The following is a 25,555-nucleotide window of genomic DNA, read 5'->3' as shown; positions in this document are numbered from 1 at the left end:
TAGGGATGGAAGTCATAAAGACATCGCAAAAATCATCGCTATTTAAGCGAATTTTGGCTGCTCAGCTCATTCTGAGCTTAGCTTGGCCAAGCGCTGGCTTTGTTTATGCCGCTGGTCCTGCCACTTCCTCAATCACAGGGGATGTCTCGGTTCAAGGTGAGTCTGCAGCATTGCAGAACCTGGGTAGAGCAGTTCAGTCGCCCGACGCCCGCTCTTCAAATCTGCCCTCACGCAACACACCCCTAACTCAGCCAAGCTTTGTGCTCCCAGATATGGGTGATCCAGGTGGCGATAGCTTAAGTCGTATGGACGAGAAAAAGTATGGTGAGATGATCATGCGCCAGATTCGTCCGGATCCAGATTATTCCAATGACTTGCCTATCTATGATTATTTAAATCAAATGGAGCGACGCTTATTGCAAGCTGCAAAACGTTTGCAATTGGGTGGGGCTAATGAGCAGGGCAGTGGCGCCTATAACTTTGAGGTATTCGCTGTTAAAGATAGCAGTATTAATGCGTTTGCATTGCCTGGTGGATTTATTGGTTTTCATACAGGCTTGTTGGTGAGTGCTGAAACAGATTCAGAGGTAGCCTCAGTGATGGGGCACGAGACCGGCCACGTTTTACAGCGTCATCTAGCGCGTCAAATGGATAAGCAAACCACCAACACGATGATTGCTCTTGCAGGTATCTTGTTGGGCGCCTTAGCCGCCTCACGTAATCCAGGCGCTGCTTCTGGATTGATGCAGGGTGGCCAGGCGGTGGCAGTGAATAATCAACTCTCCTACTCTAGAGATGCTGAGCGCGAGGCTGATCGCATTGGATTTCAGATTCTGGCGGCAAGCGGTTACGACGTGAATGGTGCTCCGGGATTCTTCCAGCGATTACAAAAAGCTACTGGCATTATGGATAGCGGCGTTCCATCCTATGTACGCACTCACCCATTAACTACCGATCGTATTGCGGATATGCAAGATCGGGCTCGCAATATCACCAGCCGAAATGTGCCCACTGCGGTCGAGTTTTATTTCATCAAAGCGCGTGCTCGTATCGAGCAGTCTGGAAGCTCTAGTCAAATGTATGACTTAAGAAACACCTTTGATAGTTTGAGTAAGCAGTCTTCTCCAGGCAAACAGATGGAAGGTTTTTATGGGCTAGCGCTCGTTGCTCAAAAGCAAGGTAAGTTTGATCAGGCTGCAGGCTATTTGCAGCAAGCACGCAATCTAGCTAATAGCGCAAGTGCACCGGGGTCTCCCATACTGAGGCAGAGCCTCTCCCTAGACATTACTACCTCTGAATTAGCATTAGCTAGAGGCAAAAGCGATGAGGCATTGCAAATTGCTCAAGCAACTTTAAAGGCTTTTCCACAATCTTATGCTGCTGGCGCAGCGATGATGAATGCTTACCTGAAACTAGGCCGTACTAACGACGCTATTACCTGGTTAAAGGCGCGCACTAGGTTGCAACCTAGTGAGGTAGTTTGGTGGACCATGCTATCGAATGCCTATGATCAGGCAAAGAATGTGCCAATGCGCCATTACGCTCTTGGAGAAAAGTATGCGTTAGAGGGTGCTTGGCCATCCGCCATTGAGCAACTCAAGATCGCTAGATCTTCTGGTGGCGCTGACTTTTATCAGGCTTCTAGTATTGATGCACGTCTGCGCGAAATGCAAAAGGAATATCAAGAAGAGCTGAAGGAGCAGGGCAAAAATATGCCCAGCTAATTAATTGCTAGGTGCTTTGATGAAGTGAAAGCGCTCACCCAGTTCCTTTGAATGAATGGGTTCGATCGGTAAACTTCTGCCATTCCACTGCCAAGAGCCTCTGTAGCTACAGGCATCTTCCTGAACTTGAGATTGCTCTGAGAAGAAATCTAAATCATGATCATGTAATAACGCAACTGATAAAAATTCTGTTTTGGTGAACGCAGTGACATTGATTTGATCGGAGCTTGATTGTGGGATCAGGCCAGTGATGTAGATATTGCCTTTTTCATCACTCAGAGCGCCATGCGGTTTTATTTCTGTAGCGCACTGGGTTAATAACTGAGGACCACTTTCAGTGGGAATAATTCTGGCAATCCATGGCGTGGCATCTAGCGTGATGAAAACCCGTTGCGGCCCATTTTGGAAAAAATATCTACCCAAGGAATCGCATGCGTAATTTCTGGAGATAAATTCATTGAGGGCTAGGTGCTGAATGACACTTCCAGCCAATTGATTGGCTTGTGCAAATTCATCACGCATGCGCCATTGACCTCGACGATCCAGAGCTAACCATCCAAAGCAGTGTGGAACATTAGGCCACTTAATGAGAGATCGAAGTACTTGCTCATCCATAAAGCGGCAGTCTTTGAGCCATCACGAATTAGTGAAGTCCGTGCGGAGTAGATGGGGCATCAAAAGTATCTTCAGTTGAATGGCTTGCATGCAGGTGGGCAATGCGCCAGCCCTGACTATCCTGCAGTAAGACCAAAGTGATGTTGAGGAAGAACTCCGCTTCAATTTGATCGGCACGCAGATGCACGGCTTCAGTAGTGTCGTAGACCGCAGCACCTAAAACAGAATGGTTAATACAGGCAATTGGCTCTAAAAAGAGAGCTTGCTTTGCCAGCAGGCGCTCTAAACCCTCCCGAATTTCTGCATGTCCACTTAAGCGTTGCCCCTCGGGGAGTACGCAAGTAATTGAGTCATCATCTAGCCAGATTGCCAAGGCGCCTTTGACGTCACGATGCTTCAAGGCATCACGCCAGGCATCCACCACTTCATCGGCATTATGAAAAAGTCTGGCAAGTTTGGTCATGGCTTACTTTCTGGTGATGTGTATCGCGACAAAATTAGTGGAGTGATTGAACGGCGCTCAATACAGTCGTGGGCAAAATATCTTTTAAGCATTTGAGATGCCCAAGTGGGCACTCTCTTTTGTGGCAGGGGCTACATGGCAAGTTAAGCCAGATGACTTTTGCCTTATCAGATAGTGGTGGCGTATGGCGAGGATCGCTTGATCCAAAGATCGCTACTTGCGGAACTTTTAATGCTGCGCCGATATGCATTAAGCCAGAGTCGTTGCTGACCAGTGCTTTACTCATACCAATGAGTGCAATTGCTTCATCAAGTGAAGTCTCGCCACACCAGTTCTGAATTTGAGAGGTATTTGTTACTTGAGAAATAATTTCCTTACCGAATTCGTGATCACTCTTGCTGCCCAAGAGAATGACATGCGCATCAGATTCATGCGTGATTAATTGCTGCGCAAGGGTTGCGAAGTGATTGGTGGGCCAGCGTTTTGTTGCTCCAAACTCTGCGCCTGGACAAAACACATAGATAGATTTTTCATTTATTCCCGCTGTTTGCAACTTAGTGCTGACAGATTGTTTGGCTACGGGTGAGATGTTGAGTTTAGGATCCGCTGATTGATTGATATCAATCTCTTGTGATGGCCGTATTACATTGCCAAGTGCAAGGTAATGATTCGCCATCGGGGGGCGATTGGTCTTACTGGGATTATCTAAAGCAAAATTGATGAGTCCAAAACGCATCTCTCCACGATAGCCAATCCGTAGCGGAATATTAGCTAGCCAAGGAATTAAGGCGGACTTGAGACTGTTGGGAAGAACAAAGCAGGCATCGTATTGATTTAATTCCAGTTGCCTTGCTAGCTGCTTGCGTAGACCCCACTGCAATTGCTTATGCTCTAGGCGCGCCTCTATGACTTGATGCACTTCAGCGCAGGCGCGATAGATGGGCGCAACCCAGGGGCTTGCTAAAACATCAATCTGTGACTGCGGGTAACTTGCTTTGAGATTCGCCAGCAGAGGCTGGGACATTACGGCATCACCAATCCAATTGGGAGCGATGATCAGAATACGATTCATATGAGGTATCCCGATACAGCACCCCAAATAGGGGTGCTGATGGACTTAGTGTCCGTGGGGTTCGGTACCTGGAATGAGTTTGTACTCAGTGCCGCAATAAGGACACTTTGCCTCACCCGTTTTAGCCACATCCAGAAATACGCGTGGATGTGAATTCCAGCTAGGAGTTTTATTGGTTGGGCAATGTAAAGGCAAATCGGTATTGCCATTCACCATCACAACTTGAGCTTCACTCATTCTCTGATTTCCTATTACTTAACGTAAGTTAACCAAGACTTGTACTTATCGCTTCTACCGTAGACCGCATCAAAGTAGGTCTTCTGAATTTTCTCGGTAATAGGACCACGCTTGCCATCACCAATAGTGCGATCATCCAACTCACGAATTGGCGTTACTTCTGCAGCGGTACCAGTAAAGAAGGCTTCATCAGCAGAGTAGATCTCATCGCGGGTGATGCGTTTCTCTCGCAATTCAAGGCCGAGATCTTTGACGATCTGAATAATGGAGTCACGAGTAATACCGTCTAAGCAAGAAGCCAGATCTGGGGTGTAAACGATCCCGTCACTCACCATAAAGACGTTTTCACCGGATCCCTCGGATACATAACCTTCTGTATCCAGTAGCAGGGCTTCATCGTAGCCGTTAGCAGTTACTTCTTGGTTCGCCAAAATGGAGTTGATGTAGTAGCCAGAAGCCTTGGCGCGCACCAATGAGGAGTTCACAAAGTGACGTGTAAATGAGGAGGTTTTTACGCGGATACCCTTATTGATACCATCTTCACCCAAATAAGCGCCCCATTCCCAGGCGGCGATCGCGGTATGGATGCTGTTACCTTTTGGAGAGATGCCGAGCTTTTGGGAGCCAATAAAGATAATTGGGCGGATATAGCAAGATTCCAGCTTATTGCTATTGACGACCTCAATAATGCCGTTGGTGATTTGCTCAGGGGTCCAAGGCATAGTCATTTGGAAAATCTTAGTTCCATTGAATAAGCGCTTAACGTGCTCTGGAAGGCGGAAAATGGCGGTGCCCTGGGGGGTTTTGTAGGCTCGAATGCCTTCAAATACGCCCATTCCGTAGTGGAGACTGTGGGTTAGCACATGAATATTGGCCTCACGCCAGGGAACGAGCTTCCCATCGGACCAAATAAAGCCATCGCGGTCGGACATCGACATTTTCTCTACCTTTTAAATATGTAATAAATAGGGTGATTCAATTCGGTAAAACTGGGTGCCATGCTGCTAGGGAGCCCCTAGGCCTGGAATACGTCTCAGCCTTTATTGTAGAGCAGGGAGCGGGGCGGGGTAGTCCAATTCCCTTGGGGTCTCAAGCCCAGACGATTTAGAATGGAGCATTCCCAGTAAACCACTAAATTTGCCCATTCTCATGCCGGAAACTCTCTTTAAAGTAAAACGTCTCAGTGATCTCGCTGCAGCAGGTCTGCTCAAGGGAAAGCGGGTTTTAATCCGCGCTGATCTCAATGTGCCTCAGGATGATGTGGGCAATATCACAGAAGACACCCGGATTAGGGCCTCTATGCCAGCGGTGCAAATGTGCTTGGATGCTGGTGCGGCTGTCATGGTCACCTCACATTTGGGTCGCCCAACTGAGGGCGAATTCAAGCCCGAGGATAGTTTGGCTCCGGTAGCTGACCGAATTGCCACCCTCTTAAATCGTAAGGTTCCCTTAATTAGCGATTGGGTTGATGGTGGCTTTGAAGTCAATCCCGGTGAATTGGTGCTGCTAGAAAATTGTCGTCTCAATGTGGGCGAGAAAAAGAATAATGATGAGCTGGCTAAGAAGATTGCCGCTTTGTGTGACGTCTACGTCAATGATGCATTTGGCACTGCTCATCGCGCCGAAGCAACTACGAATGGCGTAGCTAAATTTGCCCCGCTTGCTTGTGCTGGACCATTGATGGCTGCTGAGTTGGATGCTTTGAGCCGTGCCCTAGCAAGTCCAAAGCGCCCATTGGTAGCGATTGTGGCTGGCTCTAAAGTATCTTCAAAACTGACCATCCTTAAAGCTTTAGCTGACAAAGTAGATGAGTTAATTGTGGGTGGTGGTATTGCAAATACCTTTATGTTGGCCAAAGGCTTGCCCATTGGTAAGTCATTGGCAGAGCCAGACTTAGTTGATGAAGCACGAGAGATCATGGAGCTTATGGAAAAGCGCGGCGCGCACGTTCCGATTCCTGAGGATGTCGTGGTTGCGAACGAACTCTCTCCATTGGCGCGCGCAAACCGTGTGCCTGCTGATCAAGTCGCAGAAGATGACATGATTTTGGATATTGGCCCTAAAACTGCTGCACGTTTATCCATCATGTTGGCGCATGCTGGCACGATCGTTTGGAACGGCCCATTAGGCGTGTTTGAGATTGATCAGTTTGGCGGTGGCACCAAGATGTTGGCTGCAGCAATCGCCCATTCACCTGCATTTTCCATTGCAGGTGGTGGTGACACCTTGGCTGCAATTGCGAAGTACGGTATTGAAAATCAAGTGGATTACATCTCTACTGGCGGCGGCGCCTTCCTGGAATTCTTGGAAGGCAAAACCTTGCCAGCCTTTGCAGTATTAGCTGAAAGAGCGAAAGACTAACTATGTTGAGAGCAACAAAAATCATTGCCACATTGGGCCCTGCTTCAGAAAAACCAGAAGTATTGCGCGAGATGATTCGAGCAGGCGTGGATGTCGTGAGAATGAACTTTTCTCATGGCACTGTTGCTGACCATAAGGCGCGTCATGATTTAGTGCGTAGCATTTCTGCAGAAGTAGGAAAAGAAGTGGGCATCATGGCCGATTTGCAAGGCCCAAAAATTCGCGTGGGTAAATTTGTTGATAGCAAAATTCTTTTAAAGGAAGGTGCACACTTTGTTCTGGATGTCGCATGTGAGCTGGGTAATCAAGAGCGTGTCGGTCTGGATTACAAAGAGTTGCCACAAGATGTCAAGCCAGGCGATCGCCTTTTACTAAATGACGGTTTAGTTGTGCTTCGTGTTGAGAATGTTAAAGGCGGAGAAATCTTTACCCTCGTCGAGCAAGGTGGCCCACTTTCAAATAACAAAGGTATTAACCGTGCTGGTGGCGGTCTGACTGCACCAGCCCTGACAGAAAAGGATATTGCCGATTTAGATGCGGCGATCGCGATGGGCGTAGATTTTCTGGCAATCAGCTTTCCTAAGGATGGCGCAGATATGGCCTATGCCCGTAAGTTGGCAGATGCCGCTAGCGCAAAGCATGGTGTTGGCAAAGTGCGCACGATTGCGAAAGTAGAACGTGCAGAGGCGATTGAACCTGATGCATTGAACAGCATCATCGCGGAGAGTGACGGCATTATGGTTGCGCGTGGTGACTTGGCTATTGAAGTGGGTAACGCTGCTGTCCCAGCTTTGCAAAAGCGCATGATTAAGCTGGCACTTGAGGCTGATAAATTCACGATCACAGCAACGCAAATGATGGAGTCCATGATTAATGCTCCAGTACCGACGCGTGCTGAAGTCAGTGACGTAGCTAATGCGGTATTAGATGGTACGGATGCGGTGATGTTGTCTGCAGAATCTGCTGCTGGTATGTATCCCGTGCAAACGATTAAAGCGATGGCTGAGATTTGTGTTGAGGCTGAAAAGTCTGACCGTGTAAAGCTTGATACCGATTTCTTGGACCAAACCTTCTCACGTATTGACCAAACAATTGCCTTGGGCGCGCTATTTACAGCGCATCATCTCAATGCCAATGCGATTGCTGCTTTAACAGACTCAGGATCTACCGCGGTTTGGATGAGTCGACATAATATTCATTTGCCTATTTTTGCCTTAACTTCAAAGATTGCCACTCAGCGTGCATTGAGCACTTATCGCAATGTATTCCCTGTTGGCTTGGACTACACCAAGCAACGTGATACCGCCTTGCAGGAGGTTGAAGATTGCCTGAAGAAGTTAGGGACAGTGAAGAAGGGTGATGTAGTTGTTCTGACTTCTGGTGAACCTATGGGTGAGCCTGGTGGCACGAACTCACTCAAGATTGTTCAAGTGAAGTAATCCACTTTTTAAAATATTGATTCAAATAATTCATTACTAACATTTTTAATTAAGAGACCATCATGGCTTTAGTATCTTTACGACAACTCTTGGATCACGCTGCTGAAAATGGCTATGGCTTGCCAGCATTTAACGTGAACAATTTAGAGCAAGTTACGGCAATTATGGAGGCGGCTAATGAAGCTGATTCCCCAGTCATCATGCAAGCTTCTGCTGGTGCTCGTAAATATGCTGGTGAATCATTCTTGCGTCACTTGATTTCTGCTGCGGTAGAGGCTTACCCACATATTCCAGTCGTCATGCATCAAGATCATGGTCAAAGTCCAGCAGTGTGTATGGCTGCGATTAAGAGCGGCTTTACTAGTGTGATGATGGATGGCTCGCTAGAGGCCGATGGCAAGACAGTTGCCAGTTATGAATACAACGTCGATGTTTCTAGAGAAGTGGTGAAGTTCTCTCACTCTATTGGTGTGACTGTTGAAGCTGAGTTGGGTGTTCTAGGCTCTTTGGAGACTATGCAGGGCGATAAAGAAGATGGTCATGGTGCTGACGGCAAGATGACGCGTGAGCAGTTGTTGACGGACGTTGAGCAAGCTGCAGATTTTGTAAAGGCTACGCAGTGCGATGCCTTGGCGATTGCGATTGGCACTAGTCATGGCGCTTATAAATTTACGAAGAAGCCTACAGGCGACATCTTGGCTATCGAGCGTATTAAAGAAATTCATACACGTATTCCGAATACGCATTTAGTGATGCATGGTTCATCGAGTGTTCCACAAGAGTTGCTTGCTGAGATCCGTGAATTCGGTGGCGATATGAAAGAAACTTATGGTGTACCTGTTGAAGAAATTCAAGAGGGTATTAAGAATGGTGTACGTAAGATCAATATTGATACCGATATTCGTTTGGCAATGACCGGTGCGATCCGCCGTTATATGTTTGAGAACCCAAGTAAGTTTGACCCACGTGATTACCTCAAGCCCGCACGTGAAGCAGCCAAGAAAGTGTGCATTGCACGCTTTAACGCTTTCGGCAGCTCAGGCCAAGCATCCAAAATTAAGCCAATTCCTCTGGAAAAAATGGCAGAGCTTTACAAGAGTGGCAAATTAGCCCAGATCGTGAAGTGAGATAAATATGCCCGCTTTATACGCCACTTGTATTCAGTCATTACCTCTACTTTCTAAAGGAAAAGTACGTGATGTCTATGCGCTGGGGGATGACAAACTGCTCATGATCACCACGGATCGCTTGTCTGCTTTTGATGTAGTCATGGGTCAGCCTATTCCTGAGAAGGGCATTGTGCTCAATCAAATGGCCAACTTTTGGTTTGAGAAGCTGGCTAAGGTCATTCCCAATCATTTGACCGGTATTGATCCTGAGAGTGTTGTGCCAGCAGATGAAATGGATCAAGTTAAAGGTCGTGCGGTAGTCGCTAAACGCTTGAAGCCAATCTTGGTTGAGGCAGTGGTGCGTGGCTACCTAGCAGGTAGCGGTTGGAAAGACTACAAAGAAACTGGTAAGGTCTGCGGTATTGCATTGCCTGAAGGCTTGGAAAATGCGCAGAAGTTACCTGAGCCTATTTTTACTCCCGCAGCTAAAGCTGAAGTGGGTGAGCATGATGAAAACATCTCCTTTGACAAGGTGATTGAGATGATTGGCGAGAAATTAGCCAATCAGATTCGTGAGGTCAGCATTCGTTTATATAAAGAAGCTTCTGAATATGCTGCAACTCGTGGAATCATCATTGCAGATACCAAGTTTGAGTTTGGTTTAGATGACGCTGGTCAGTTGGTCTTGATGGATGAAATCCTCACCGCCGACTCTTCCCGTTTTTGGCCTGCTGAAACCTACTATGTGGGCGCAAATCCACCCTCTTATGACAAGCAATTCGTTCGGGACTGGCTAGAAACAGCCATGGTCGACGGCAAGCCCTGGCCAAAAACGGCCCCTGCGCCTGCTTTGCCGGCTGATGTGATTGATAAAACAGCTGAAAAGTACCGTGAGGCCCTTGCTCGCTTAACTAAAGGCTAATTTCCTAGATGCCCTAAAAAGGCTGGGATAATAAGCCCTTAGAAAGATTAACGATATAAATCAGGGCATTTGGAGAGGTCAATGAGCAAAAAGCCAGTAGTCGGAATAGTCATGGGATCCAATTCAGATTGGGACACCATGCAACATGCCGCTCAAATGCTGGAGCAATTTGGTATTGCTCATGAAGCCAAAGTAGTTTCAGCTCATCGCATGCCAGACGATATGTTTGCGTATGCAGAAAATGCTTCCAAAAACGGTCTCAAGGCAATTATTGCTGGTGCTGGTGGTGCTGCACATTTGCCAGGCATGTTGGCATCTAAAACAATCGTTCCAATTTATGGTGTTCCAGTTGCTAGCAAATATCTACGCGGTGAAGACTCTCTGTATTCCATCGTACAAATGCCTAAGGGCATTCCAGTGGCAACATTTGCGATTGGTGAGGCTGGTGCCGCAAATGCAGCTTTGCATGTGATTGCCAATTTGGCAGTTAATGATGCTGCTTTAGCAAAACAGTTAGAAGAGTTCCGTGTGAAGCAGTCCGATACTGCACGCGCTATGAATTTGCCAGGATATTAAAAGATGGCAGATCGTTTGGAGCCCATTTTGCCGGGCTCATATTTAGGGATTTTAGGTGGCGGTCAATTGGGGCGGATGTTTACCCAAGCTGCTCAAGCTATGGGATATAAGGTCTGCGTGCTCGATCCTGGATCGGATAGCCCTGCCGGCTCCATTGCAGAAAAATTCATTCAAGCCGATTACACCGACTCTGCCGCACTAAAAGAAATGGCAGCATTGTGTAAATCCGTTAGTACGGAATTTGAGAATGTTCCTGCACAAGCGTTAGATGAACTCGAATCTTTAGGCGTCTTTGTGGCACCTCGCAGTAGTTGCGTCTCTTTGGCTCAAAACCGTGTTGCTGAGAAAAAGTTCTTAGCCACCTGGAAAGCAGAAACCAATATCGGCCCTGCGCCCTATTGTGTAATTGAGCGTGATGCAGATATCGACCATGTTCCAGCAGATTTATTCCCTGGCATTCTGAAAACCGCGCGTATGGGTTACGACGGCAAAGGTCAAATTACCGTTTATGACTCTGCCAACTTAGTTGCCGCTTGGTCAGAATTGGCTAAGGTGCCATGTGTTCTTGAAAAGCGTATGGATTTAGATTTTGAGGTATCTGCCTTGGTGGTGCGTGGATATGATGATGCGGTTGTCGCATATCCAGTTTCTCAAAACATCCATCGTGATGGCATTTTGCATACCTCTACTGTGCCAGCCCCATCACTGAAGCCAGCTCAAGAGAAAAAAATTATTGAAGCTGCAAAAGCACTCATTCGTAAGATTGATTACGTAGGCGTTTTATGTGTCGAGTTCTTTGTTCTCAAGAGCGGTGACATCATCGCCAACGAAATTGCACCGCGTCCTCATAATTCAGGTCACTACACCATGGATGCTTGTGTAAGCAGTCAATTTGAGCAGCAAGTGAGAAGTATGGCTCGTCTACCCTTGGGTGATACCCGCTTGCTAGCACCAGTCTCTATGCTCAATCTCTTGGGTGATCTTTGGTATGAAGGTAGTGAAGACAAGACAAGAGAGCCTGCTTGGGATAAGGTGCTCTCGCATCCAGATGCCAAGTTACATCTCTATGGAAAATCCGATCCACGCATGGGTCGCAAGATGGGTCACATCAATTGTTTGGGTGAGTCACTTAACCAAGCGCGTCAAAATTGCGTAGCTGTTGCGCTTGAATTAGGGATTGAGCCCTAGAAATGTCCAGCGATAGTAGCTCACTACAATCATCTGCGGTAATTAACGAAGCAGTACAAACTTTGCGAGATGGTGGCTTAGTTGCCTTTCCGACTGAGACTGTTTACGGCTTAGGGGCAGATGCGAAGAATCCTGATGCAGTTAAGCGGATTTTTACCGCCAAAGGCAGACCATCCAATCATCCGCTGATTGTCCATTTGGCAGCCCCTGATAGGTTTGATCAATCCCAAATCGATTGGGTTCCAGTTTTATCGCCCTGGGTAAGAGACTTATCAGAAGACGCATTAAAACTCATCAATGCCTTTTGGCCAGGTCCACTGACCTTGGTCTTTAAAAAAGATAAAAGCGTTTTAAACGAGCTTACCGGCGGTCAAGAAACCGTGGCGATTCGGGCGCCTGCGCATCCAATTGCACAAGAATTGCTGCGTAAGTTTAAGGGTGGGGTGGTTGCTCCTTCGGCTAATCGTTTTGGCAAAGTATCTCCTACGAGCGCTGCTGATGTCCGTAGCGAGTTTGAGGGTATGTTGGAGCTCATGATTTTGGATGGTGGTGACTGCGAAGTCGGGATTGAATCGACCATCATTGATTTATCTTCTGGTGAGTATCCAGTCTTATTGCGCCCAGGCCTCATTACTCCAGGAGAAATTTTTATCAAGACGGGCATTAAAGTCTATTTGCCTGGTGAAAGTGATTTAGTGAAGCAGGGTGGAGACGCACCAAGGGTCTCTGGTAGTCTTCGTGCCCATTACGCTCCGACAACCCCTCTCAGAATGTATGCGCCGGGCAGAGTCTTGGATGCACTCAGCGAGTTCCCAGATATTAAGTCGCGGGTAGCGGTTGCTGTATGGGATTCAGACTCTTCATTAGGTGATGATGGGCATCCATCAGCTCATTTTGAGGAAGTGATTGTGCCTAGTGATAGTGCTGCATTTGCGAGTCGCTTGTACCGCTCTTTGCGAGATTTAGATCAGCAAGGCTGGGATCTAATTCTGTTTCCGGAGCCTCCGGTGGGCGAGGAATGGGATGGTGTTCGAGATCGACTTCAGCGCGCCTGTTTTGGATCTGGCCCATCATTTAATAGCCATGCCAAGAGTTGATCGTGCGCATCTAGACCTTTCAAAGCATTTGGATGGTTTATGAAAGAGGTCACAGCGTACATTTTTCCAGACTTACTCATCACATAACCTGATATTGCCCGTACATCTACGAGTGCTCCAGTTTTTATTCGGGCCTCAGGCTTTTTCTTCAAATGCAAAAATTTCCGTAAATGTGCCATGAGGCGGTTTTTCATCGTGCCATCTTTACCTGCAATTGGTAGACTGTTATAAAAAGTATCTGCTACCGATAAGTTGCGGGCTGCAACCAATAGTTGAGTCAAATGCTCGGCTGATACTGCCTCATTACGAGATAGGCCGGAGCCATTTTCAATTACGAGTTCTGGGAACTGAAGATCCAGTCCCTTTAGCCAGCTCTGAATCACCAGCTCACCATTTTCAGTAGTCGCTGGTTTACCCATCTTTTCTAGTGCTAAGGTCAACATCAATTGCCTTGCCATTACATTGTTGGAAAACTTATTGATATCTTGCACATCATCAGCCAAAGGGATGCCTTCAAACTGCAGCAGCAGTCGAGCCGCTAGGGGAACGGTGCCAGACTTTCCTGTAGGTGCTTGAGTCCAAGTGCCGCCAGCGAGCTCCCAGGCTGCAGCAAAGCCTTGGGTAAGAAAGGTATTGGCATCTAAAGCAACGACGTTGTAGTTCACCCCTTTGCAGGCACTAGGAAAGCTGCCAGAAAACTGCGCAGTCAGTAGTTGGTTAGTGGCAGACCCATCACCTTCAGGGTCTAATTTAAAACGAAGATTGCTCTTCCAGTTATCGCAAGACTGATTGACCAATTGCATCTGGTTAATCACTTTGAGTTGGGATAGTGGTGGCGTGTAGCTGATATCGATAAAGTCAGCAGTGCGTGATTTACCTAATTGAAAAGAGAGGGTTCTAAAAGCGTACAGCAGGGGATCCGGTGGGACGTTATAGGCGCGCAAAGATTCGCCATCGATCGTGTTGTGTTCCATCACGCTGGGCGCATAGGCGCTTCTATCAAAGAATAAGTTGCCATCAATTTTCTGGATGCCCAAATTCTGTATAGCGTTCATCATTTTGGCGAATTCTTCGGGGATTAGCTTTGGATCGCCGGTCCCTTGCAAATAGAGATTGCCTTTGAGAGTACCTTGACGAATAAGTCCATCGGTATAAATGTTTGTACGCCAACGATATTGAGGTCCTAGGACATCCAATCCAGTGAGGGTGGTGATGAGCTTCATGGTGGATGCAGGGTTCATTGCCTGCTGCGAACGCCAGTCCACCTCTGTTTTTGCTGTCACTTTTCCTGGTCGAGCCTGATCAATTTCCATTACTGAAATACTGATTGCATCTTTGGGAATCTGACTTTTCTCAAGGCTAGCTGCTACAGCCTTAGGTATGAACTTCAGAGCGGCGTCCTTCGATGCCAAGTCCGCAGAGTAGGCCTGAGGGGCCAGGAGTAGGATGGCTAGGCCAAGCAACAGCATGGGAGCTTGGGCTAGGACTGAGCTTGAAGAATTCTGAGTACGCATTCCCTATAGGATAAACCTTGATGCCCCGCCTACGACAACAGCCACAAATTAATGCCGATATCTTTTCTTATAAGTCTCGATAGTTTGATTTTGTTCTTCGAGTAGGGTGAGGAATTGATCTATGCGATCTGAAAGTGGCCCCTCAATTTCAAGCGATTCACAGGCATGGATAAATTCGTTGGCTTGCAACAGTTGTGCCCCGCCTTTGACTTTATGAACCAGGCTTCGAAACTGTGCCTCGTTGATAGGGGCTTGACCACTATTTAACTGGAGCTGACTCAAAACTTCTAGATGTACCTTTTCAATTTCTTCCAGGATTACGACGATTTGGCGGGGATCGTCTTTAATGAGATTTGAGAAAGCGTCAAATGAGTAGACCTCATTACTACAGACGGGGTCTTGGCTAGACTCAAAATAGCGCATGAGTTCATTCTCAAGAGCACCAAGACTTAGCGGCTTGATGAGCACGCCATTCATACCGGAGGATAAAAATTGGTGGCGGGAGTCTAAAGCGTAAATATCGGCTGTGACAGCAATAATGACTAATTCACGATTACCCAGGGATCGGATTTGTTTAGCCAATTCAGAACCTTGCATTCCGGGCATAGACTGATCTGTGAGCATGAGATCAAAATGGTGGTCTTTCAGCAGCATGAGTGCAACGGCAGCATTCTCACAAACATGGGTGTGTATTCCTAACGCCTCTAATTGCAAAGACAAAATTTGTCGGCTGGCTGGGTGATCTTCCACTACTAAGGCATGAATGGAGCAATTTTTCCTTCCCACCCTTTTCGAGATCAAGTTTTTGGATGGCGATTCTAATGAGTCGAAGCTAGTAGGCTGGGGAGCAGCAATACTCGTTCTAGGAAAGGCCACCGAAAAGTGAACATTACTTCCAAAGCCTGGAGCGCTTTCAAAGTAGAGATGACTGTTCATGGAGTTCACTAGATGATTGGTGATGGTCAGTCCCAGCCCTGTACCCCTCGCTTGTTCAGATTGGCAAGACTCCTGCGTAGTCGGTAATTGCTCAAAAGCTTGCAGAGCCAATTTAATTTGCTCGCTGCCCATGCCCACCCCAGTATCGATTACTCTGAACTCAAGTAATTGGCCAGCATGATCATCTGCCAGTACGGTGGTGGAAAAGTACACCTCACCTTCCTTGGTGAACTTAATTGCGTTGCTCAGTAAGTTTTGCAGAACTTGTCGTAGACGCAATGAATCAATCATCAGAACTTCAGCGATTCTGGGGTCAATCGAGGTATGTAGAAGAAGATTTTGTTTCTGGGCTACTGTGGAGAACGCCGCATGAATATCCATGATCAATTGATGTGGATTGCACGGTTCTAGATTGAGGGTGAGTTTGCCAGCTTCAATCTTAGAAATATCCAGTACTTGATTGAGCATCCCTAAAAGCGATTCAGCTGAAGCTTGAGCGCTCTTTAATAGCGGTTTATCTTTTTTAGGAAATTGCGCGCTACTGAGTAGCAGCTCTTGAACTCCCAAGATGGCATTCATGGGAGTGCGAATTTCGTGACTCATGGTTGCGAGAAAAGCAGATTTGGCTGCATTGGCCTTTTCGGCTAATTCTTTGGAGTTCAGTAACTCAAGAGCAGTTTTTTTCTGATGAAAATACTTTCTTTGGAGCTGGTAGAGCATCACCCCACCAATAATGAATACCAATATTGCGCTTAGCCAGGGTAGTAGGCTTGATTTTGGCTTAGCTTCATCGCCTAAGGCAAAGAGCTGGCGTGAGGCAATGGGATCCAAGTCATTTAAAAAGTGACTCAATACATCATGCAGGGGAGCATCTTGATCTGAGATTAACCAGCGATAGGCAAATGGATCTCGACTGTAAAGCCCATCTATTTTTAGATCTGAACTTGGGGTTTCTTGTATCAATCGACGCGCTAAGCGGATTGGCATCACCAATGCCTCGATATCGCTTTTGATCAGGGATTGCATCAAGTCATTAGGTGGCTGAGCCTCTTTATCTTTGGCATAGTCATCAAAGATGGAGGGCGTATTCTCAAGGCCTCGATCAAAATAGGCAATTTTTAGGCTTGGCGAATCCAGCTTGCTTGAGTTCTTGGTGACAATGGCATCATGCCCCCAAAAGATAGCTTCAGACAGAGAGCCAAATTGCAAGACATGGTCATTAATGCTAGGCGGATCAATAATGAAATCCACATCGCCCTTGCTGAGTTGTTTTAAACCTTCTTGATCAGATTTTCTCCATACCGCTACATATTGCTGTCGGGTACATTCTTCAATTTTTGATAGTAGGGCTTTAAATGGTGCTGCACTTTCTTGCTGATTGGCTTGGACAAGATAGGGAGCATATTTTTCGTGAATACTAAATCGCACAACTGGGTGGGCATCGATCCATGATTGCTCTGAAGCGCTAAAGGGGCCGGCGTAAGTTGCGCCACCATAGATGCAGCAGAGTGCCAATACTTTATTCAATATGAATCGATGCATGCTAGCTTTAGCTTTCGATGATGTTGTTCATGCGGCAGAACAAGATCAAATCGGCAATATTGTTAATGCCTAGTTTGTCAAAGACTCTAGTCTTATAAGTCGCCACAGTCTTATTGCTGATATGTAGTAAGTCTGATATCTGCTGATTGGTATTACCTTTGCCGAGATACTTCATGACTTGCAGTTCGCGATCGGATATCAGCGCCAATTTGTCGTTGTCACTTAAAGAGGTGTTGCCGTTCTTCCCATGCGTGAAAAACGTATATCCCTGCGAGATAGCAACACATGCAGCCAGAATGACATCGGCACCAGCGGTCTTATTGACAAAACCATGAGCACCTAAGGATCGCACTCTACCGCCATAGACAGCTTCATCTAAGCTGGATAAAACGAGAATGCGAACGTCAGGGTGCATCAAGCCAATCCGGCGAATGACATCAAAGCCATCGGTCTTGGGCATATCTAAATCTAAGATCACCATATTGGGATTGACTTCTTTGATTGAGCGTAGACACTCTTCCCCATGCTGCGCTTGTCCTGCTATCTCAAAAAGCAATTGATCTTGCAACATACTTTTTAATGCCATCAGCATTGCTGGATGGTCATCTACCAACATCACGCGTTTTCTCATTACTTGTCTCCGTTTAGGTTTTTATGAGGGTGCAGCGAAAAAATGGCCTTAGCGATACGGCTATCGCTCGTGTGTAGCATTTGATGTCGACTAACTGGTGGCATCATCAGGCCGCCATAGCAGTGGTGCGATCCCATAGCCATGGCGTTTTCTAAATCCTTTACTAGGGTGATATTGCTGGCGTAGATCTGGCTATGAAATTTCTGACCTAGGAGGACCATTTCATTTGGTAAGCCATTAGTACGGAATTGCCCCATCTCGATATGAATGCCTTCAGGCTCCATCTCTTCAATCCACCGGATTTGAGAGCTACTTCCAGAAAATTCGAGAAGATGAATCAGAACGCCGAGACGGCGCATTCTCAATATGCCCTCCATGCAGGAATGCATGGAGTCGGCATCCTTGAGTTTGTGCACACCCAAGCTGATAAGACCAACCGGAAGTCGTGAGTTCAGGATGAGGTCGCTGAGAGCATCAATGAAGTTGGCTGAAGCTAGGTGTTGCGCTTGCAAAGGCAAGATGCCAGGAATGAAGCGACCACTACGGTACCAGTAGGTAATCGTATCCAAGCCTTCCATGAACAATCTGAGGAGTTGTGTATCGGTGGCAGTCAGTAATGGTCTAAATAAAGAGCTTGTCAGCTTACTTCCTTGGCTATTAAAGATGGGTTCGTTGCTAATCGCTTGTCGCTGTGACCAGGATTGGTGTTCTTCGAGTACTTCACCGCTAAGACCTAGCCAAGGCTGGCCACAGGCGTCGCGCACTTCTTGGAAGGGTTTGTTCTTCCAAGCCTTTACAAGCGTGTACAGCCGGGATTTCGGGCTCATCAGCATTCTCCAATCATTGAATAGCCAGTCTAGGCAGGACAGATTGGAGCTGTAAGGGCTTAAGGCTTATTTATATGTAGGAATCTACCTACTTGCCTGCCTGCATTATAGAAAGCGCAGGATTCCCTTTGAAATTTAAGGTGAATTTGCCCTTGAAATCCCTAGAATCAGACCTATATAATCAGCACTCCCTACACGCGAGTGCTAAAACAGGCTTATTCAGCTGAAAAGCTTGTTGCCTTCGTGTTAAGAGACTGCAACATATTGATTTATATTGGTTTTTTAATTAGTTAACACTTACTAACATAGGAGAAGGAATGAATCTGCGTCCTTTACATGATCGCGTAATCATTAAACGTTTAGATCAAGAATCAAAAACCGCCTCTGGAATCATTATTCCGGATGCTGCTGCTGAAAAGCCGGACCAAGGTGAAGTATTGGCAGTTGGCCCAGGCAAACGTGATGACAGCGGCAAGCTGAATGCACCAGACGTCAAAGTTGGCGATCGCGTGTTATTTGGCAAATATGCAGGTCAAACAGTTAAGGTCGGCAGCGACGAGCTTCTCGTAATGCGCGAAGAAGACATCATGGCTGTTGTACAGAAGTAATCGGTACCTAAGAAAGGAACTCAATCATGGCAGCAAAAGACGTCGTATTTGGAGATAACGCCCGTACCAAGATGGTAGAAGGCGTAAACATTCTGGCGAACGCAGTAAAAACTACTTTGGGACCAAAAGGTCGTAACGTGGTTATCGAGCGTTCATTTGGCGGCCCAACCATCACTAAGGATGGTGTATCCGTAGCAAAAGAAATCGAACTCAAAGACAAGCTCCAAAACATGGGTGCTCAGATGGTGAAGGAAGTTGCTTCCAAAACCAATGACATCGCTGGTGACGGTACAACTACCGCTACTGTATTGGCTCAGTCTATCGTTCGCGAAGGCATGAAATACGTAGTTTCAGGTCACAACCCAATGGACTTGAAGCGCGGTATTGATAAAGCAGTTACAGCTGCAATCGAAGAGCTCAAGAAGATCAGTAAGCCTTGTACAACTACTAAAGAAATCGCTCAAGTTGGTTCAATCTCAGCTAATAGCGATCACAGCATTGGTCAGCGAATTGCTGAAGCAATGGAAAAAGTAGGTAAAGAAGGTGTTATTACTGTTGAAGATGGTAAGTCTTTGGAAGATGAGCTTGAAGTAGTTGAAGGTATGCAGTTTGACCGCGGCTACCTCTCTCCATATTTCATTAACCAACCTGAAAAGCAAGTTGCCGTATTGGAAACTCCATACGTTCTCTTGTTTGACAAGAAAGTTAGCAACATCCGTGATTTGCTCCCAGTACTCGAGCAAGTAGCGAAGTCTGGTCGTCCATTGTTGATCATTGCAGAAGATGTTGAAGGCGAAGCATTGGCAACTTTAGTTGTGAATAACATCCGCGGCATCATCAAGACTTGTGCTGTTAAGGCTCCTGGCTTTGGCGATCGTCGTAAAGCCATGTTGGAAGACATCGCTATCTTAACTGGCGGTACAGTCATCGCTGAAGAAATCGGCCTCACACTTGAGAAAACAACGCTCGAGCATTTAGGTCAGGCTAAGCGTATCGAAGTTGGCAAAGAAAACACCATCATCATTGATGGTGCTGGCGATGCTAAAGCAATCGAAGCGCGCGTGAAGAACATTCGTGTTCAGATCGATGAAGCAACTAGTGACTACGACAAAGAGAAATTGCAAGAGCGCGTTGCTAAGTTGGCAGGCGGTGTTGCAGTGATTCGTGTTGGCGCTGCTACTGAAGTTGAAATGAAAGAAAAGAAAGACCGCGTTGATGATGCATTGCACGCAACTCGTGCAGCGGTTGAAGAGGGTATTGTTCCTGGCGGTGGCGTAGCATTGTTACGTGCGATGCAAGGTATCAAAGGTTTGAAAGGCGATAACGCTGATCAAGACGCTGGTATCAACATCGTATTGCGCGCAATGGAAGAGCCAATTCGTATCATCGTTTCTAACGCAGGCGACGAAGCTAGCGTTGTTGTTAATGCAGTGTTGGCCAGCAAAGGCAACAACGGTTACAACGCAGCAACTGGTGAATATGGCGACCTCGTAGCTCAAGGCGTGATTGATCCAACTAAGGTAACAAAAACTGCATTGGTTAATGCAGCTTCTGTTGCAGCTTTATTGTTGACTACTGATTGCGCAATCTGCGAAGCTCCAAAGGATGATTCTGCTGGTGGTGGCATGCCTGATATGAGCGGCATGGGTGGTATGGGTGGAATGGGCGGCATGATGTAATAGCCGTAATTTCCTCAGCTATCTGGCTGTAGAAACTAAAACGCCTGGTTCAAAAGACCGGGCGTTTTTTTTATTGGTGATGGTAAAAGCAGGATTCTGAGGCAATAAAAAACCGCCCGAAGGCGGTCATTTATTATTTAATGCTACTTGGTTTGGTCTTTAAGAAACTGACTTCACCATATCTTCAACCACTTTCTTCGCATCGCCGAAGACCATCATGGTTTTGTCCATGTAGAAGAGTTCGTTATCAAGGCCTGCATAACCTGCAGCCATGGAGCGCTTGTTTACGATGATCGTTTTAGCTTTGAATGCTTCCAAGATCGGCATACCGAAGATTGGACTACCTGGTGTACGAGCGGCAGGATTCACCACATCGTTTGCACCAAGAACTAAGACCACATCAGCCTGACCAAAGTCGCTGTTAATGTCTTCCATTTCGAATACTTGATCGTATGGAACTTCTGCTTCAGCTAAGAGAACGTTCATATGACCAGGCATACGGCCTGCCACTGGGTGGATCGCATACTTCACGGTCACGCCATGGTGGGTCAATTTCTCTGTTAATTCTTTCAGGGCGTGCTGGGCGCGGGCAACTGCCAATCCATATCCAGGAACGATAACGACTGTGTCTGCATTTTCCATAAGGAAAGCAGCATCTTCTGGGGAGCCAGTTTTGTAGTTCTTTGGGCCGCCATCATCGGCGCCACCAGCAGATGCATCGGCGCCAAAGCCACCAAGCAAGACTGCCAAGATGGAGCGATTCATTGCCTTACACATGATGTAAGACAGAATCGCACCAGATGAGCCTACACAAGCACCAGCGATGATCAAAACAGGATTATTTAATGTGAAACCAATACCGGCCGCCGCCCAACCAGAGTAGCTGTTGAGCATGGATACAACAACTGGCATATCTGCGCCACCGATAGGGATGATCAATGTCACACCTAATACTAAGGCAATCGCACACATCACCAAGAATGCTTCGTGGCTACCTGTCATGAAATACATGACACCGCCACCAACCATGCCAATTGCGAGGGCGAGGTTTAGTAAATGTTGTCCAGCAAAGGTCACTGGCTTACCGCTAACCTTGCCTGAAAGTTTTCCGAACGCGATGATTGAGGCAGTAAAGGTGATTGCCCCAATAAAGGCGCCAATAAAGAGTTCAATCTTTTGCGCGCCAGTATGGTCATGGGCTGGGTTGTATACCGCTGCGATGGCAATCAATACGGCCGACAAGCCAACAAAAGAGTGCATGAGTGCTACGAGCTCAGGCATCTTAGTCATCTGCACACGCTTAGCAGCAATGGTTCCAATGATGGCACCACCAACAATCGCGCCAATAATCAATGAGAAGACTGGCTTAAAGTCAGGAATCATGAAGGTGGTAATGACGGCAAGAAGCATACCGATCATACCGAAGGTGTTGCCTTGACGTGAAGTTGTCGGCGAGGACAATCCACGCAGAGCGAGGATGAATAACACCGATGAAATGAGATAGGAAATCGCGGTTATGTTTGACATTATTTTGGTCTCTATAAGATCTTGTTCTAGTTTTATTTAGTTCCGGCCGCATCAGCCTTAGGAGCTTTTTTCTTGAACATCTCCAGCATGCGACGGGTGACCATAAAGCCACCAAAAATATTGATTGAGGCTAAGAAAACTGCTACCGCACCAATGATGCTGGTGAGAGTAATTTCATCACCACCAATCACTTCGGTTTGCAGGAGGGCGCCAACAATAATGATTCCAGAAATGGCGTTAGTAACCGCCATGAGTGGGGTGTGGAGTGCAGGGGTAACGTTCCAAACCACGTGGTAGCCAACAAAAATGGCCAATACAAACACGGTGATGTTTTGGACTGTGAGGATGCTTTGAAAAGCAGCGAGATCCATGATGTTTCCTTTGAATGATTTCTATTAGTTTTTACGGATGGCTTGGCCATCACGACACATGAGACAGGCAGTAACGATATCGTCATCACTTGGGATAACTAACTTAGCTTCTGCGTCAACAATTAGCTTCATGAAGTCGAGCAAGTTGCGCGCATACAAGGCAGAAGCATCCGCAGCTACCATGCTAGCAAGATTGGTGTAACCAATAATCTTCACACCGTTTTTTTCAACAATCTTGTCAGCTTCTGTCAAAGGGCAATTACCTGAACCGTTATCGCCGCGACCAGCAGCTAGGTCGATCACGATAGAGCCGGGTTTCATATTGGCAACGGTATCGCTGTGCAACAAGACTGGTGGCTTACGACCCGGAATCAATGCAGTAGTAATCACGATGTCAGCTTGTTGAGCGCGTTCAGCAACGAGTGCTGCCTGACGCTTCATCCAAGCTTCTGGCATTGGGCGAGCATAACCACCAACACCTTGAGCGATTTCACGCTCTTCATCAGTTTCATAAGGCACATCAACAAACTTAGCGCCGAGAGATTCAATTTGCTCTTTAGCCGCTGGACGCACATCAGATGCTTCGATAACTGCGCCTAGGCGCTTTGCAGTTGCAATTGCTTGGAGGCCGGCAACACCTGCACCCAAGATCAGCACACGTGCAGCTTTAACAGTTCCCGCTGCAGTCATGAGCATTGGCATAAAGCGCTGATACTCGTTAGCGGCAACCATCACCGCTTTGTAACCGGCAATGTTAGCTTGCGAAGAAAGAACGTCCATGCTTTGAGCGCGAGTGGTACGGGGAGCAGCCTCTAATGAGAATGCTGTGACCCCCTGTGCAGCCATGGCGGCAATATTGTCGTTATCAAATGGATCGAGCATGCCCAGGAGCACGCTGCCAGACTTAATTTGCTTGAGTTCGGCAGCTTCGGGTGCGCGCACTTTAAGCACGATCTCTGCGCCAAAAGCATCAGCTGCGCTACCAATGCTTGCGCCCACTGCTTCATACGCAGAATCGGGTTGGCTGGCTGTAACACCTGCATCCTTTTGAATAACAACCGTATGGCCTTGGCCAATCAACTTCTTAACGGTTTCCGGTGTGGCGGCTACCCGAGTTTCCCCAGGCCTGATTTCCAGCGGTACTCCTATGCGCATGGCATGTCTCCAAATGCTAATGATTCAAAAAAAATCTATTTTAGGTATATATACGCGAATACACATATATATGGATACCCTTATGTTTTGAGTTATTTCACTTTAGCTCTGGAGCTAACTTGAATTAAGGCTTCTACAATGAGGTTTTCAGCTTATATTGAATTCTCGCATTTTTTGATGATCACCCTCAATTCTTCCGCTATACCAGCTTCTAAGCCATCCAAAGTCGTGATCGGAATGTCTGGGGGGGTGGATTCGTCTGTTGCGGCCTGGATGCTCAAGCAGCAAGGCTATGAAGTGATTGGTCTTTTCATGAAAAACTGGGAAGACGATGACAATGATGAGTATTGCTCTGCCCGCCAGGATTGGTTGGATGTGGTGTCCGTAGCAGACCTGATCGGAATTGATGTTGAGGCAGTCAATTTTGCCGCCGAGTACCGGGAGCGCGTTTTTGCGGAGTTTTTACGGGAATATGCAGCTGGCAGAACACCTAATCCCGATGTGTTGTGCAATGCAGAAATTAAGTTCAAAGCCTTTTTAGACCATGCCATCAGTTTGGGTGCAGATGCTATTGCTACTGGCCACTATGCACGGGTTCGACATGAAGGTGGTCAAGTGCAATTATTGAAGGCGCTTGATGCCAGCAAGGATCAAAGTTACTTCTTGCATCGCTTAACCCAAACGCAATTGGCAAGCGTTCTTTTTCCACTTGGGGAGATCCCAAAGACGGAAGTGCGCAAGATTGCTGAGCAAATTGGCTTACACAATGCGCGCAAAAAAGATTCCACTGGCATTTGCTTTATTGGCGAACGCCCCTTCCGTGAGTTCTTAAACCGCTACTTGCCTCGTACGCCTGGACCCATTAAAACCCCTGAAGGCAAAACGGTGGGAGAGCATATGGGGCTTGCCTTTTTCACCCTAGGACAGCGCAAAGGTATTGGCTTGGGTGGTAGTCAAGATGGCAATGGCGATGCATGGTATGTCGCTCGCAAAGACGTAGTGAATAACACTCTATATGTGGCACAAGGACACGAGCACCCATGGCTTTTAGCGAATCAGCTCTCAGCAATAGATGCCAGCTGGGTTGCCGGGGTTGCGCCTACGCCGGGACAGTACTCCGCAAAAACACGTTATCGTCAGTCGGACTCAGCATGCACTCTTACCAATGGCTCTGAGGGGCTCTTGAGCTTTGAGCTGGCTTTTCCCGAGGCTCAGTGGGCAGTAACGCCTGGCCAGTCTGCCGTTCTGTATGACGGTGACATTTGCTTGGGTGGTGGAATTATTTCCGCCTAAGCACCCCTCACATACTTCAGTAGTAATTGCTTAATTAGGCTGCTGGAGGCGCTGTTTCAGCAAATGAAGGTCTCTGCATTAACTTTTGATACAGAGCGTCTAGATTGGGGTATTGAGCTTGCCAAGTGACATCTGGGAAGCGAAAGAGCATGTAACCCAGTGCACATCCCACCGCAATATCAGCCAAAGTCATCTGGTTGCCGTGACACCAGGCGTTTTCACCTAAGGCACGGGACATTTGGGCTAAAGCAGCATTGATTTTGCCCATTTGGCGATTGACCCATTCAGGGCTCTGCTGCTCTAGTGGGCGCAAAGTCACCTCTAAACGGGCTAAAATTCCTGCATCTTCAACCCCGTCAGCCAGGGCTTCCCAGGTCTTAACTGCTGCCCGCTCACGGCTACCAGCTGGAATAAGCTTGCTAACAGGACTAAGGGTGTCGGCATACTCCGCAATCACCCGGGAGTCATAAATGGCCTCGCCGTCATCCAAAATCAAGCAGGGGATCTTGCCTAAGGGGTTGTTGAGGGCAATTTTGGTATCTGCTGCCCAGACATTTTCCAGTTCTAGGTCTACATCAACCTTTTTTTCCAGGAGAACAATGCGTACCTTGCGTACGTATGGGCTAGTGAGGGATCCGATGAGTTTCATAAAGCTAAGTATAGCTATCT

The 25,555-nt window shown here is 47.1% G+C and carries 24 protein-coding genes; 11 read left to right on the top strand and 13 right to left on the bottom strand.

Annotation, left to right across the window (positions count from 1 at the left end; genetic code table 11):
• Positions 1 to 5 precede the first annotated feature (5 nt).
• Positions 6 to 1,724, top strand: coding sequence for a M48 family metalloprotease (locus FD975_RS08920; protein WP_215302008.1), 1,719 nt, complete (start codon positions 6 to 8; stop codon positions 1,722 to 1,724).
• Here FD975_RS08920 and FD975_RS08915 read toward each other — a convergent pair whose 3' ends face one another.
• The 5 genes from FD975_RS08915 to FD975_RS08895 are packed head-to-tail and all read right to left on the bottom strand — an operon-like array spanning position 1,725 to position 5,049.
• Positions 1,725 to 2,339 carry a DUF2946 family protein gene (locus FD975_RS08915; protein ID WP_215302006.1) on the bottom strand — a complete coding sequence of 205 codons (615 nt, stop codon included), beginning with the start codon at positions 2,337 to 2,339 and terminating at the stop codon, positions 1,725 to 1,727.
• 28 nt (positions 2,340 to 2,367) lie between these two features.
• Positions 2,368 to 2,802 carry a nuclear transport factor 2 family protein gene (locus FD975_RS08910; RefSeq protein WP_215302004.1) on the bottom strand — a complete coding sequence of 145 codons (435 nt, stop codon included), beginning with the start codon at positions 2,800 to 2,802 and terminating at the stop codon, positions 2,368 to 2,370.
• 34 nt (positions 2,803 to 2,836) lie between these two features.
• Positions 2,837 to 3,874, bottom strand: coding sequence for a lipopolysaccharide heptosyltransferase II (gene waaF, locus FD975_RS08905; RefSeq protein WP_215302002.1), 1,038 nt, complete (start codon positions 3,872 to 3,874; stop codon positions 2,837 to 2,839).
• Positions 3,875 to 3,919: 45 nt separating this feature from the next.
• Positions 3,920 to 4,111 carry a zinc-finger domain-containing protein gene (locus tag FD975_RS08900; protein WP_015421968.1) on the bottom strand — a complete coding sequence of 64 codons (192 nt, stop codon included), beginning with the start codon at positions 4,109 to 4,111 and terminating at the stop codon, positions 3,920 to 3,922.
• A 14-nt stretch (positions 4,112 to 4,125) separates the two neighbouring features.
• On the bottom strand, positions 4,126 to 5,049 hold the full coding sequence (locus tag FD975_RS08895; protein WP_215302000.1) for a branched-chain amino acid transaminase: 924 nt from the start codon (positions 5,047 to 5,049) through the stop codon (positions 4,126 to 4,128).
• A 211-nt stretch (positions 5,050 to 5,260) separates the two neighbouring features.
• Here FD975_RS08895 and FD975_RS08890 point away from each other — a divergent pair, with 211 nt between their 5' ends.
• The 7 genes from FD975_RS08890 (at position 5,261) to FD975_RS08860 (ending at position 12,803) form a co-directional block, all read left to right on the top strand.
• A complete protein-coding gene (locus FD975_RS08890; protein WP_215301998.1) occupies positions 5,261 to 6,472 on the top strand; it encodes a phosphoglycerate kinase in 1,212 nt (403 codons plus the stop codon).
• A 2-nt stretch (positions 6,473 to 6,474) separates the two neighbouring features.
• A complete protein-coding gene (gene pyk, locus FD975_RS08885; RefSeq protein ID WP_215301996.1) occupies positions 6,475 to 7,911 on the top strand; it encodes a pyruvate kinase in 1,437 nt (478 codons plus the stop codon).
• A 62-nt stretch (positions 7,912 to 7,973) separates the two neighbouring features.
• Positions 7,974 to 9,038, top strand: a complete 1,065-nt coding sequence (gene fba / locus FD975_RS08880; RefSeq protein WP_215301995.1) for a class II fructose-bisphosphate aldolase — start codon at positions 7,974 to 7,976, stop codon at positions 9,036 to 9,038.
• 7 nt (positions 9,039 to 9,045) lie between these two features.
• On the top strand, positions 9,046 to 9,942 hold the full coding sequence (locus FD975_RS08875) for a phosphoribosylaminoimidazolesuccinocarboxamide synthase (RefSeq protein ID WP_215301993.1): 897 nt from the start codon (positions 9,046 to 9,048) through the stop codon (positions 9,940 to 9,942).
• Between the two features lie 81 nt (positions 9,943 to 10,023).
• On the top strand, positions 10,024 to 10,518 hold the full coding sequence (gene purE / locus FD975_RS08870) for a 5-(carboxyamino)imidazole ribonucleotide mutase (RefSeq protein ID WP_215301991.1): 495 nt from the start codon (positions 10,024 to 10,026) through the stop codon (positions 10,516 to 10,518).
• Between the two features lie 3 nt (positions 10,519 to 10,521).
• Entirely contained in the window at positions 10,522 to 11,706 is a 1,185-nt protein-coding gene (locus FD975_RS08865) for a 5-(carboxyamino)imidazole ribonucleotide synthase (protein WP_215301989.1), read from the top strand.
• A 2-nt stretch (positions 11,707 to 11,708) separates the two neighbouring features.
• Positions 11,709 to 12,803, top strand: a complete 1,095-nt coding sequence (locus FD975_RS08860; protein WP_215301987.1) for an L-threonylcarbamoyladenylate synthase — start codon at positions 11,709 to 11,711, stop codon at positions 12,801 to 12,803.
• Here the strand turns inward: FD975_RS08860 and dacB are convergent.
• From dacB to FD975_RS08840, 4 genes are read right to left on the bottom strand one after another with little or no spacing between them, the layout of a single operon-like run.
• Positions 12,749 to 14,317 (bottom strand): D-alanyl-D-alanine carboxypeptidase/D-alanyl-D-alanine-endopeptidase, encoded by a 1,569-nt coding sequence (dacB, locus tag FD975_RS08855; protein WP_251371185.1) that lies wholly within the window; start codon positions 14,315 to 14,317, stop codon positions 12,749 to 12,751. The genes FD975_RS08860 and dacB overlap by 55 nt on opposite strands.
• Before the next feature lie 48 nt (positions 14,318 to 14,365).
• On the bottom strand, positions 14,366 to 16,795 hold the full coding sequence (locus FD975_RS08850; RefSeq protein ID WP_215301985.1) for a response regulator: 2,430 nt from the start codon (positions 16,793 to 16,795) through the stop codon (positions 14,366 to 14,368).
• Positions 16,796 to 16,802: 7 nt separating this feature from the next.
• Positions 16,803 to 17,426 carry a response regulator transcription factor gene (locus FD975_RS08845; RefSeq protein WP_215301983.1) on the bottom strand — a complete coding sequence of 208 codons (624 nt, stop codon included), beginning with the start codon at positions 17,424 to 17,426 and terminating at the stop codon, positions 16,803 to 16,805.
• Positions 17,426 to 18,253 carry a diguanylate phosphodiesterase gene (locus FD975_RS08840; protein WP_215301981.1) on the bottom strand — a complete coding sequence of 276 codons (828 nt, stop codon included), beginning with the start codon at positions 18,251 to 18,253 and terminating at the stop codon, positions 17,426 to 17,428. The genes FD975_RS08845 and FD975_RS08840 overlap by 1 nt, the downstream gene beginning before the upstream one ends.
• A 317-nt stretch (positions 18,254 to 18,570) precedes the next feature.
• Between FD975_RS08840 and FD975_RS08835 the strand changes: the two genes are divergently transcribed.
• Entirely contained in the window at positions 18,571 to 18,861 is a 291-nt protein-coding gene (locus tag FD975_RS08835) for a co-chaperone GroES (protein ID WP_015421939.1), read from the top strand.
• Positions 18,862 to 18,887: 26 nt separating this feature from the next.
• Complete coding sequence (gene groL, locus FD975_RS08830; protein ID WP_215301980.1) at positions 18,888 to 20,540, top strand: chaperonin GroEL; 1,653 nt, start codon at positions 18,888 to 18,890, stop codon at positions 20,538 to 20,540.
• Between the two features lie 159 nt (positions 20,541 to 20,699).
• On the opposite strand, the gene FD975_RS08825 is transcribed toward groL, so the two are convergent.
• Genes FD975_RS08825 through FD975_RS08815 form a run of 3 tightly spaced genes read right to left on the bottom strand, consistent with a single transcriptional unit; the run spans position 20,700 to position 23,593 of the window.
• Positions 20,700 to 22,067 carry an NAD(P)(+) transhydrogenase (Re/Si-specific) subunit beta gene (locus tag FD975_RS08825; protein ID WP_215301978.1) on the bottom strand — a complete coding sequence of 456 codons (1,368 nt, stop codon included), beginning with the start codon at positions 22,065 to 22,067 and terminating at the stop codon, positions 20,700 to 20,702.
• A gap of 32 nt (positions 22,068 to 22,099) precedes the next feature.
• Complete coding sequence (locus FD975_RS08820) at positions 22,100 to 22,438, bottom strand: proton-translocating transhydrogenase family protein (RefSeq protein ID WP_011903634.1); 339 nt, start codon at positions 22,436 to 22,438, stop codon at positions 22,100 to 22,102.
• Between the two features lie 24 nt (positions 22,439 to 22,462).
• The gene (locus FD975_RS08815; protein WP_215301976.1) at positions 22,463 to 23,593 is read right to left on the bottom strand and encodes a Re/Si-specific NAD(P)(+) transhydrogenase subunit alpha; all 1,131 of its coding nucleotides are present in this window, start codon (positions 23,591 to 23,593) and stop codon (positions 22,463 to 22,465) included.
• Between the two features lie 177 nt (positions 23,594 to 23,770).
• On the opposite strand from FD975_RS08815, the gene mnmA reads away from it, so the two are divergent.
• Positions 23,771 to 24,886: a tRNA 2-thiouridine(34) synthase MnmA gene (gene mnmA, locus FD975_RS08810; protein WP_215303971.1), complete on the top strand. Its 1,116-nt coding sequence runs from the start codon at positions 23,771 to 23,773 to the stop codon at positions 24,884 to 24,886.
• Positions 24,887 to 24,920: 34 nt separating this feature from the next.
• On the opposite strand, the gene FD975_RS08805 is transcribed toward mnmA, so the two are convergent.
• Positions 24,921 to 25,535: a glutathione S-transferase N-terminal domain-containing protein gene (locus tag FD975_RS08805; protein ID WP_215301974.1), complete on the bottom strand. Its 615-nt coding sequence runs from the start codon at positions 25,533 to 25,535 to the stop codon at positions 24,921 to 24,923.
• Between the last annotated feature and the right edge of the window lie 20 nt (positions 25,536 to 25,555).

Source organism: Polynucleobacter sp. AP-Jannik-300A-C4, from assembly GCF_018688335.1.
Lineage (GTDB): Bacteria > Pseudomonadota > Gammaproteobacteria > Burkholderiales > Burkholderiaceae > Polynucleobacter.
The sequence above is the reverse complement of the archived record's forward strand: the minus strand, read 5'-3'. Positions and strand labels throughout refer to the sequence as shown.

What these genes read in the sequence shown, in the direction of transcription:
- FD975_RS08875 (WP_215301993.1), top strand. Translation starts at nt 9,046, where the DNA reads ATGCCCGCTTTATACGCCACTTGTATTCAGTCATTACCTCTACTTTCT.
- FD975_RS08895 (WP_215302000.1), bottom strand. Translation starts at nt 5,049, where the DNA reads ATGTCGATGTCCGACCGCGATGGCTTTATTTGGTCCGATGGGAAGCTC.
- pyk (WP_215301996.1), top strand. Translation starts at nt 6,475, where the DNA reads ATGTTGAGAGCAACAAAAATCATTGCCACATTGGGCCCTGCTTCAGAA.
- FD975_RS08920 (WP_215302008.1), top strand. Translation starts at nt 6, where the DNA reads ATGGAAGTCATAAAGACATCGCAAAAATCATCGCTATTTAAGCGAATT.
- dacB (WP_251371185.1), bottom strand. Translation starts at nt 14,317, where the DNA reads ATGCGTACTCAGAATTCTTCAAGCTCAGTCCTAGCCCAAGCTCCCATG.
- FD975_RS08835 (WP_015421939.1), top strand. Translation starts at nt 18,571, where the DNA reads ATGAATCTGCGTCCTTTACATGATCGCGTAATCATTAAACGTTTAGAT.
- FD975_RS08820 (WP_011903634.1), bottom strand. Translation starts at nt 22,438, where the DNA reads ATGGATCTCGCTGCTTTTCAAAGCATCCTCACAGTCCAAAACATCACC.
- FD975_RS08850 (WP_215301985.1), bottom strand. Translation starts at nt 16,795, where the DNA reads ATGCATCGATTCATATTGAATAAAGTATTGGCACTCTGCTGCATCTAT.
- FD975_RS08890 (WP_215301998.1), top strand. Translation starts at nt 5,261, where the DNA reads ATGCCGGAAACTCTCTTTAAAGTAAAACGTCTCAGTGATCTCGCTGCA.
- groL (WP_215301980.1), top strand. Translation starts at nt 18,888, where the DNA reads ATGGCAGCAAAAGACGTCGTATTTGGAGATAACGCCCGTACCAAGATG.
- FD975_RS08900 (WP_015421968.1), bottom strand. Translation starts at nt 4,111, where the DNA reads ATGAGTGAAGCTCAAGTTGTGATGGTGAATGGCAATACCGATTTGCCT.
- waaF (WP_215302002.1), bottom strand. Translation starts at nt 3,874, where the DNA reads ATGAATCGTATTCTGATCATCGCTCCCAATTGGATTGGTGATGCCGTA.
- fba (WP_215301995.1), top strand. Translation starts at nt 7,974, where the DNA reads ATGGCTTTAGTATCTTTACGACAACTCTTGGATCACGCTGCTGAAAAT.
- FD975_RS08860 (WP_215301987.1), top strand. Translation starts at nt 11,709, where the DNA reads ATGTCCAGCGATAGTAGCTCACTACAATCATCTGCGGTAATTAACGAA.
- FD975_RS08865 (WP_215301989.1), top strand. Translation starts at nt 10,522, where the DNA reads ATGGCAGATCGTTTGGAGCCCATTTTGCCGGGCTCATATTTAGGGATT.
- FD975_RS08845 (WP_215301983.1), bottom strand. Translation starts at nt 17,426, where the DNA reads ATGAGAAAACGCGTGATGTTGGTAGATGACCATCCAGCAATGCTGATG.
- FD975_RS08815 (WP_215301976.1), bottom strand. Translation starts at nt 23,593, where the DNA reads ATGCGCATAGGAGTACCGCTGGAAATCAGGCCTGGGGAAACTCGGGTA.
- purE (WP_215301991.1), top strand. Translation starts at nt 10,024, where the DNA reads ATGAGCAAAAAGCCAGTAGTCGGAATAGTCATGGGATCCAATTCAGAT.
- FD975_RS08825 (WP_215301978.1), bottom strand. Translation starts at nt 22,067, where the DNA reads ATGTCAAACATAACCGCGATTTCCTATCTCATTTCATCGGTGTTATTC.
- FD975_RS08915 (WP_215302006.1), bottom strand. Translation starts at nt 2,339, where the DNA reads ATGGATGAGCAAGTACTTCGATCTCTCATTAAGTGGCCTAATGTTCCA.
- FD975_RS08910 (WP_215302004.1), bottom strand. Translation starts at nt 2,802, where the DNA reads ATGACCAAACTTGCCAGACTTTTTCATAATGCCGATGAAGTGGTGGAT.
- FD975_RS08840 (WP_215301981.1), bottom strand. Translation starts at nt 18,253, where the DNA reads ATGAGCCCGAAATCCCGGCTGTACACGCTTGTAAAGGCTTGGAAGAAC.
- FD975_RS08805 (WP_215301974.1), bottom strand. Translation starts at nt 25,535, where the DNA reads ATGAAACTCATCGGATCCCTCACTAGCCCATACGTACGCAAGGTACGC.
- mnmA (WP_215303971.1), top strand. Translation starts at nt 23,771, where the DNA reads ATGATCACCCTCAATTCTTCCGCTATACCAGCTTCTAAGCCATCCAAA.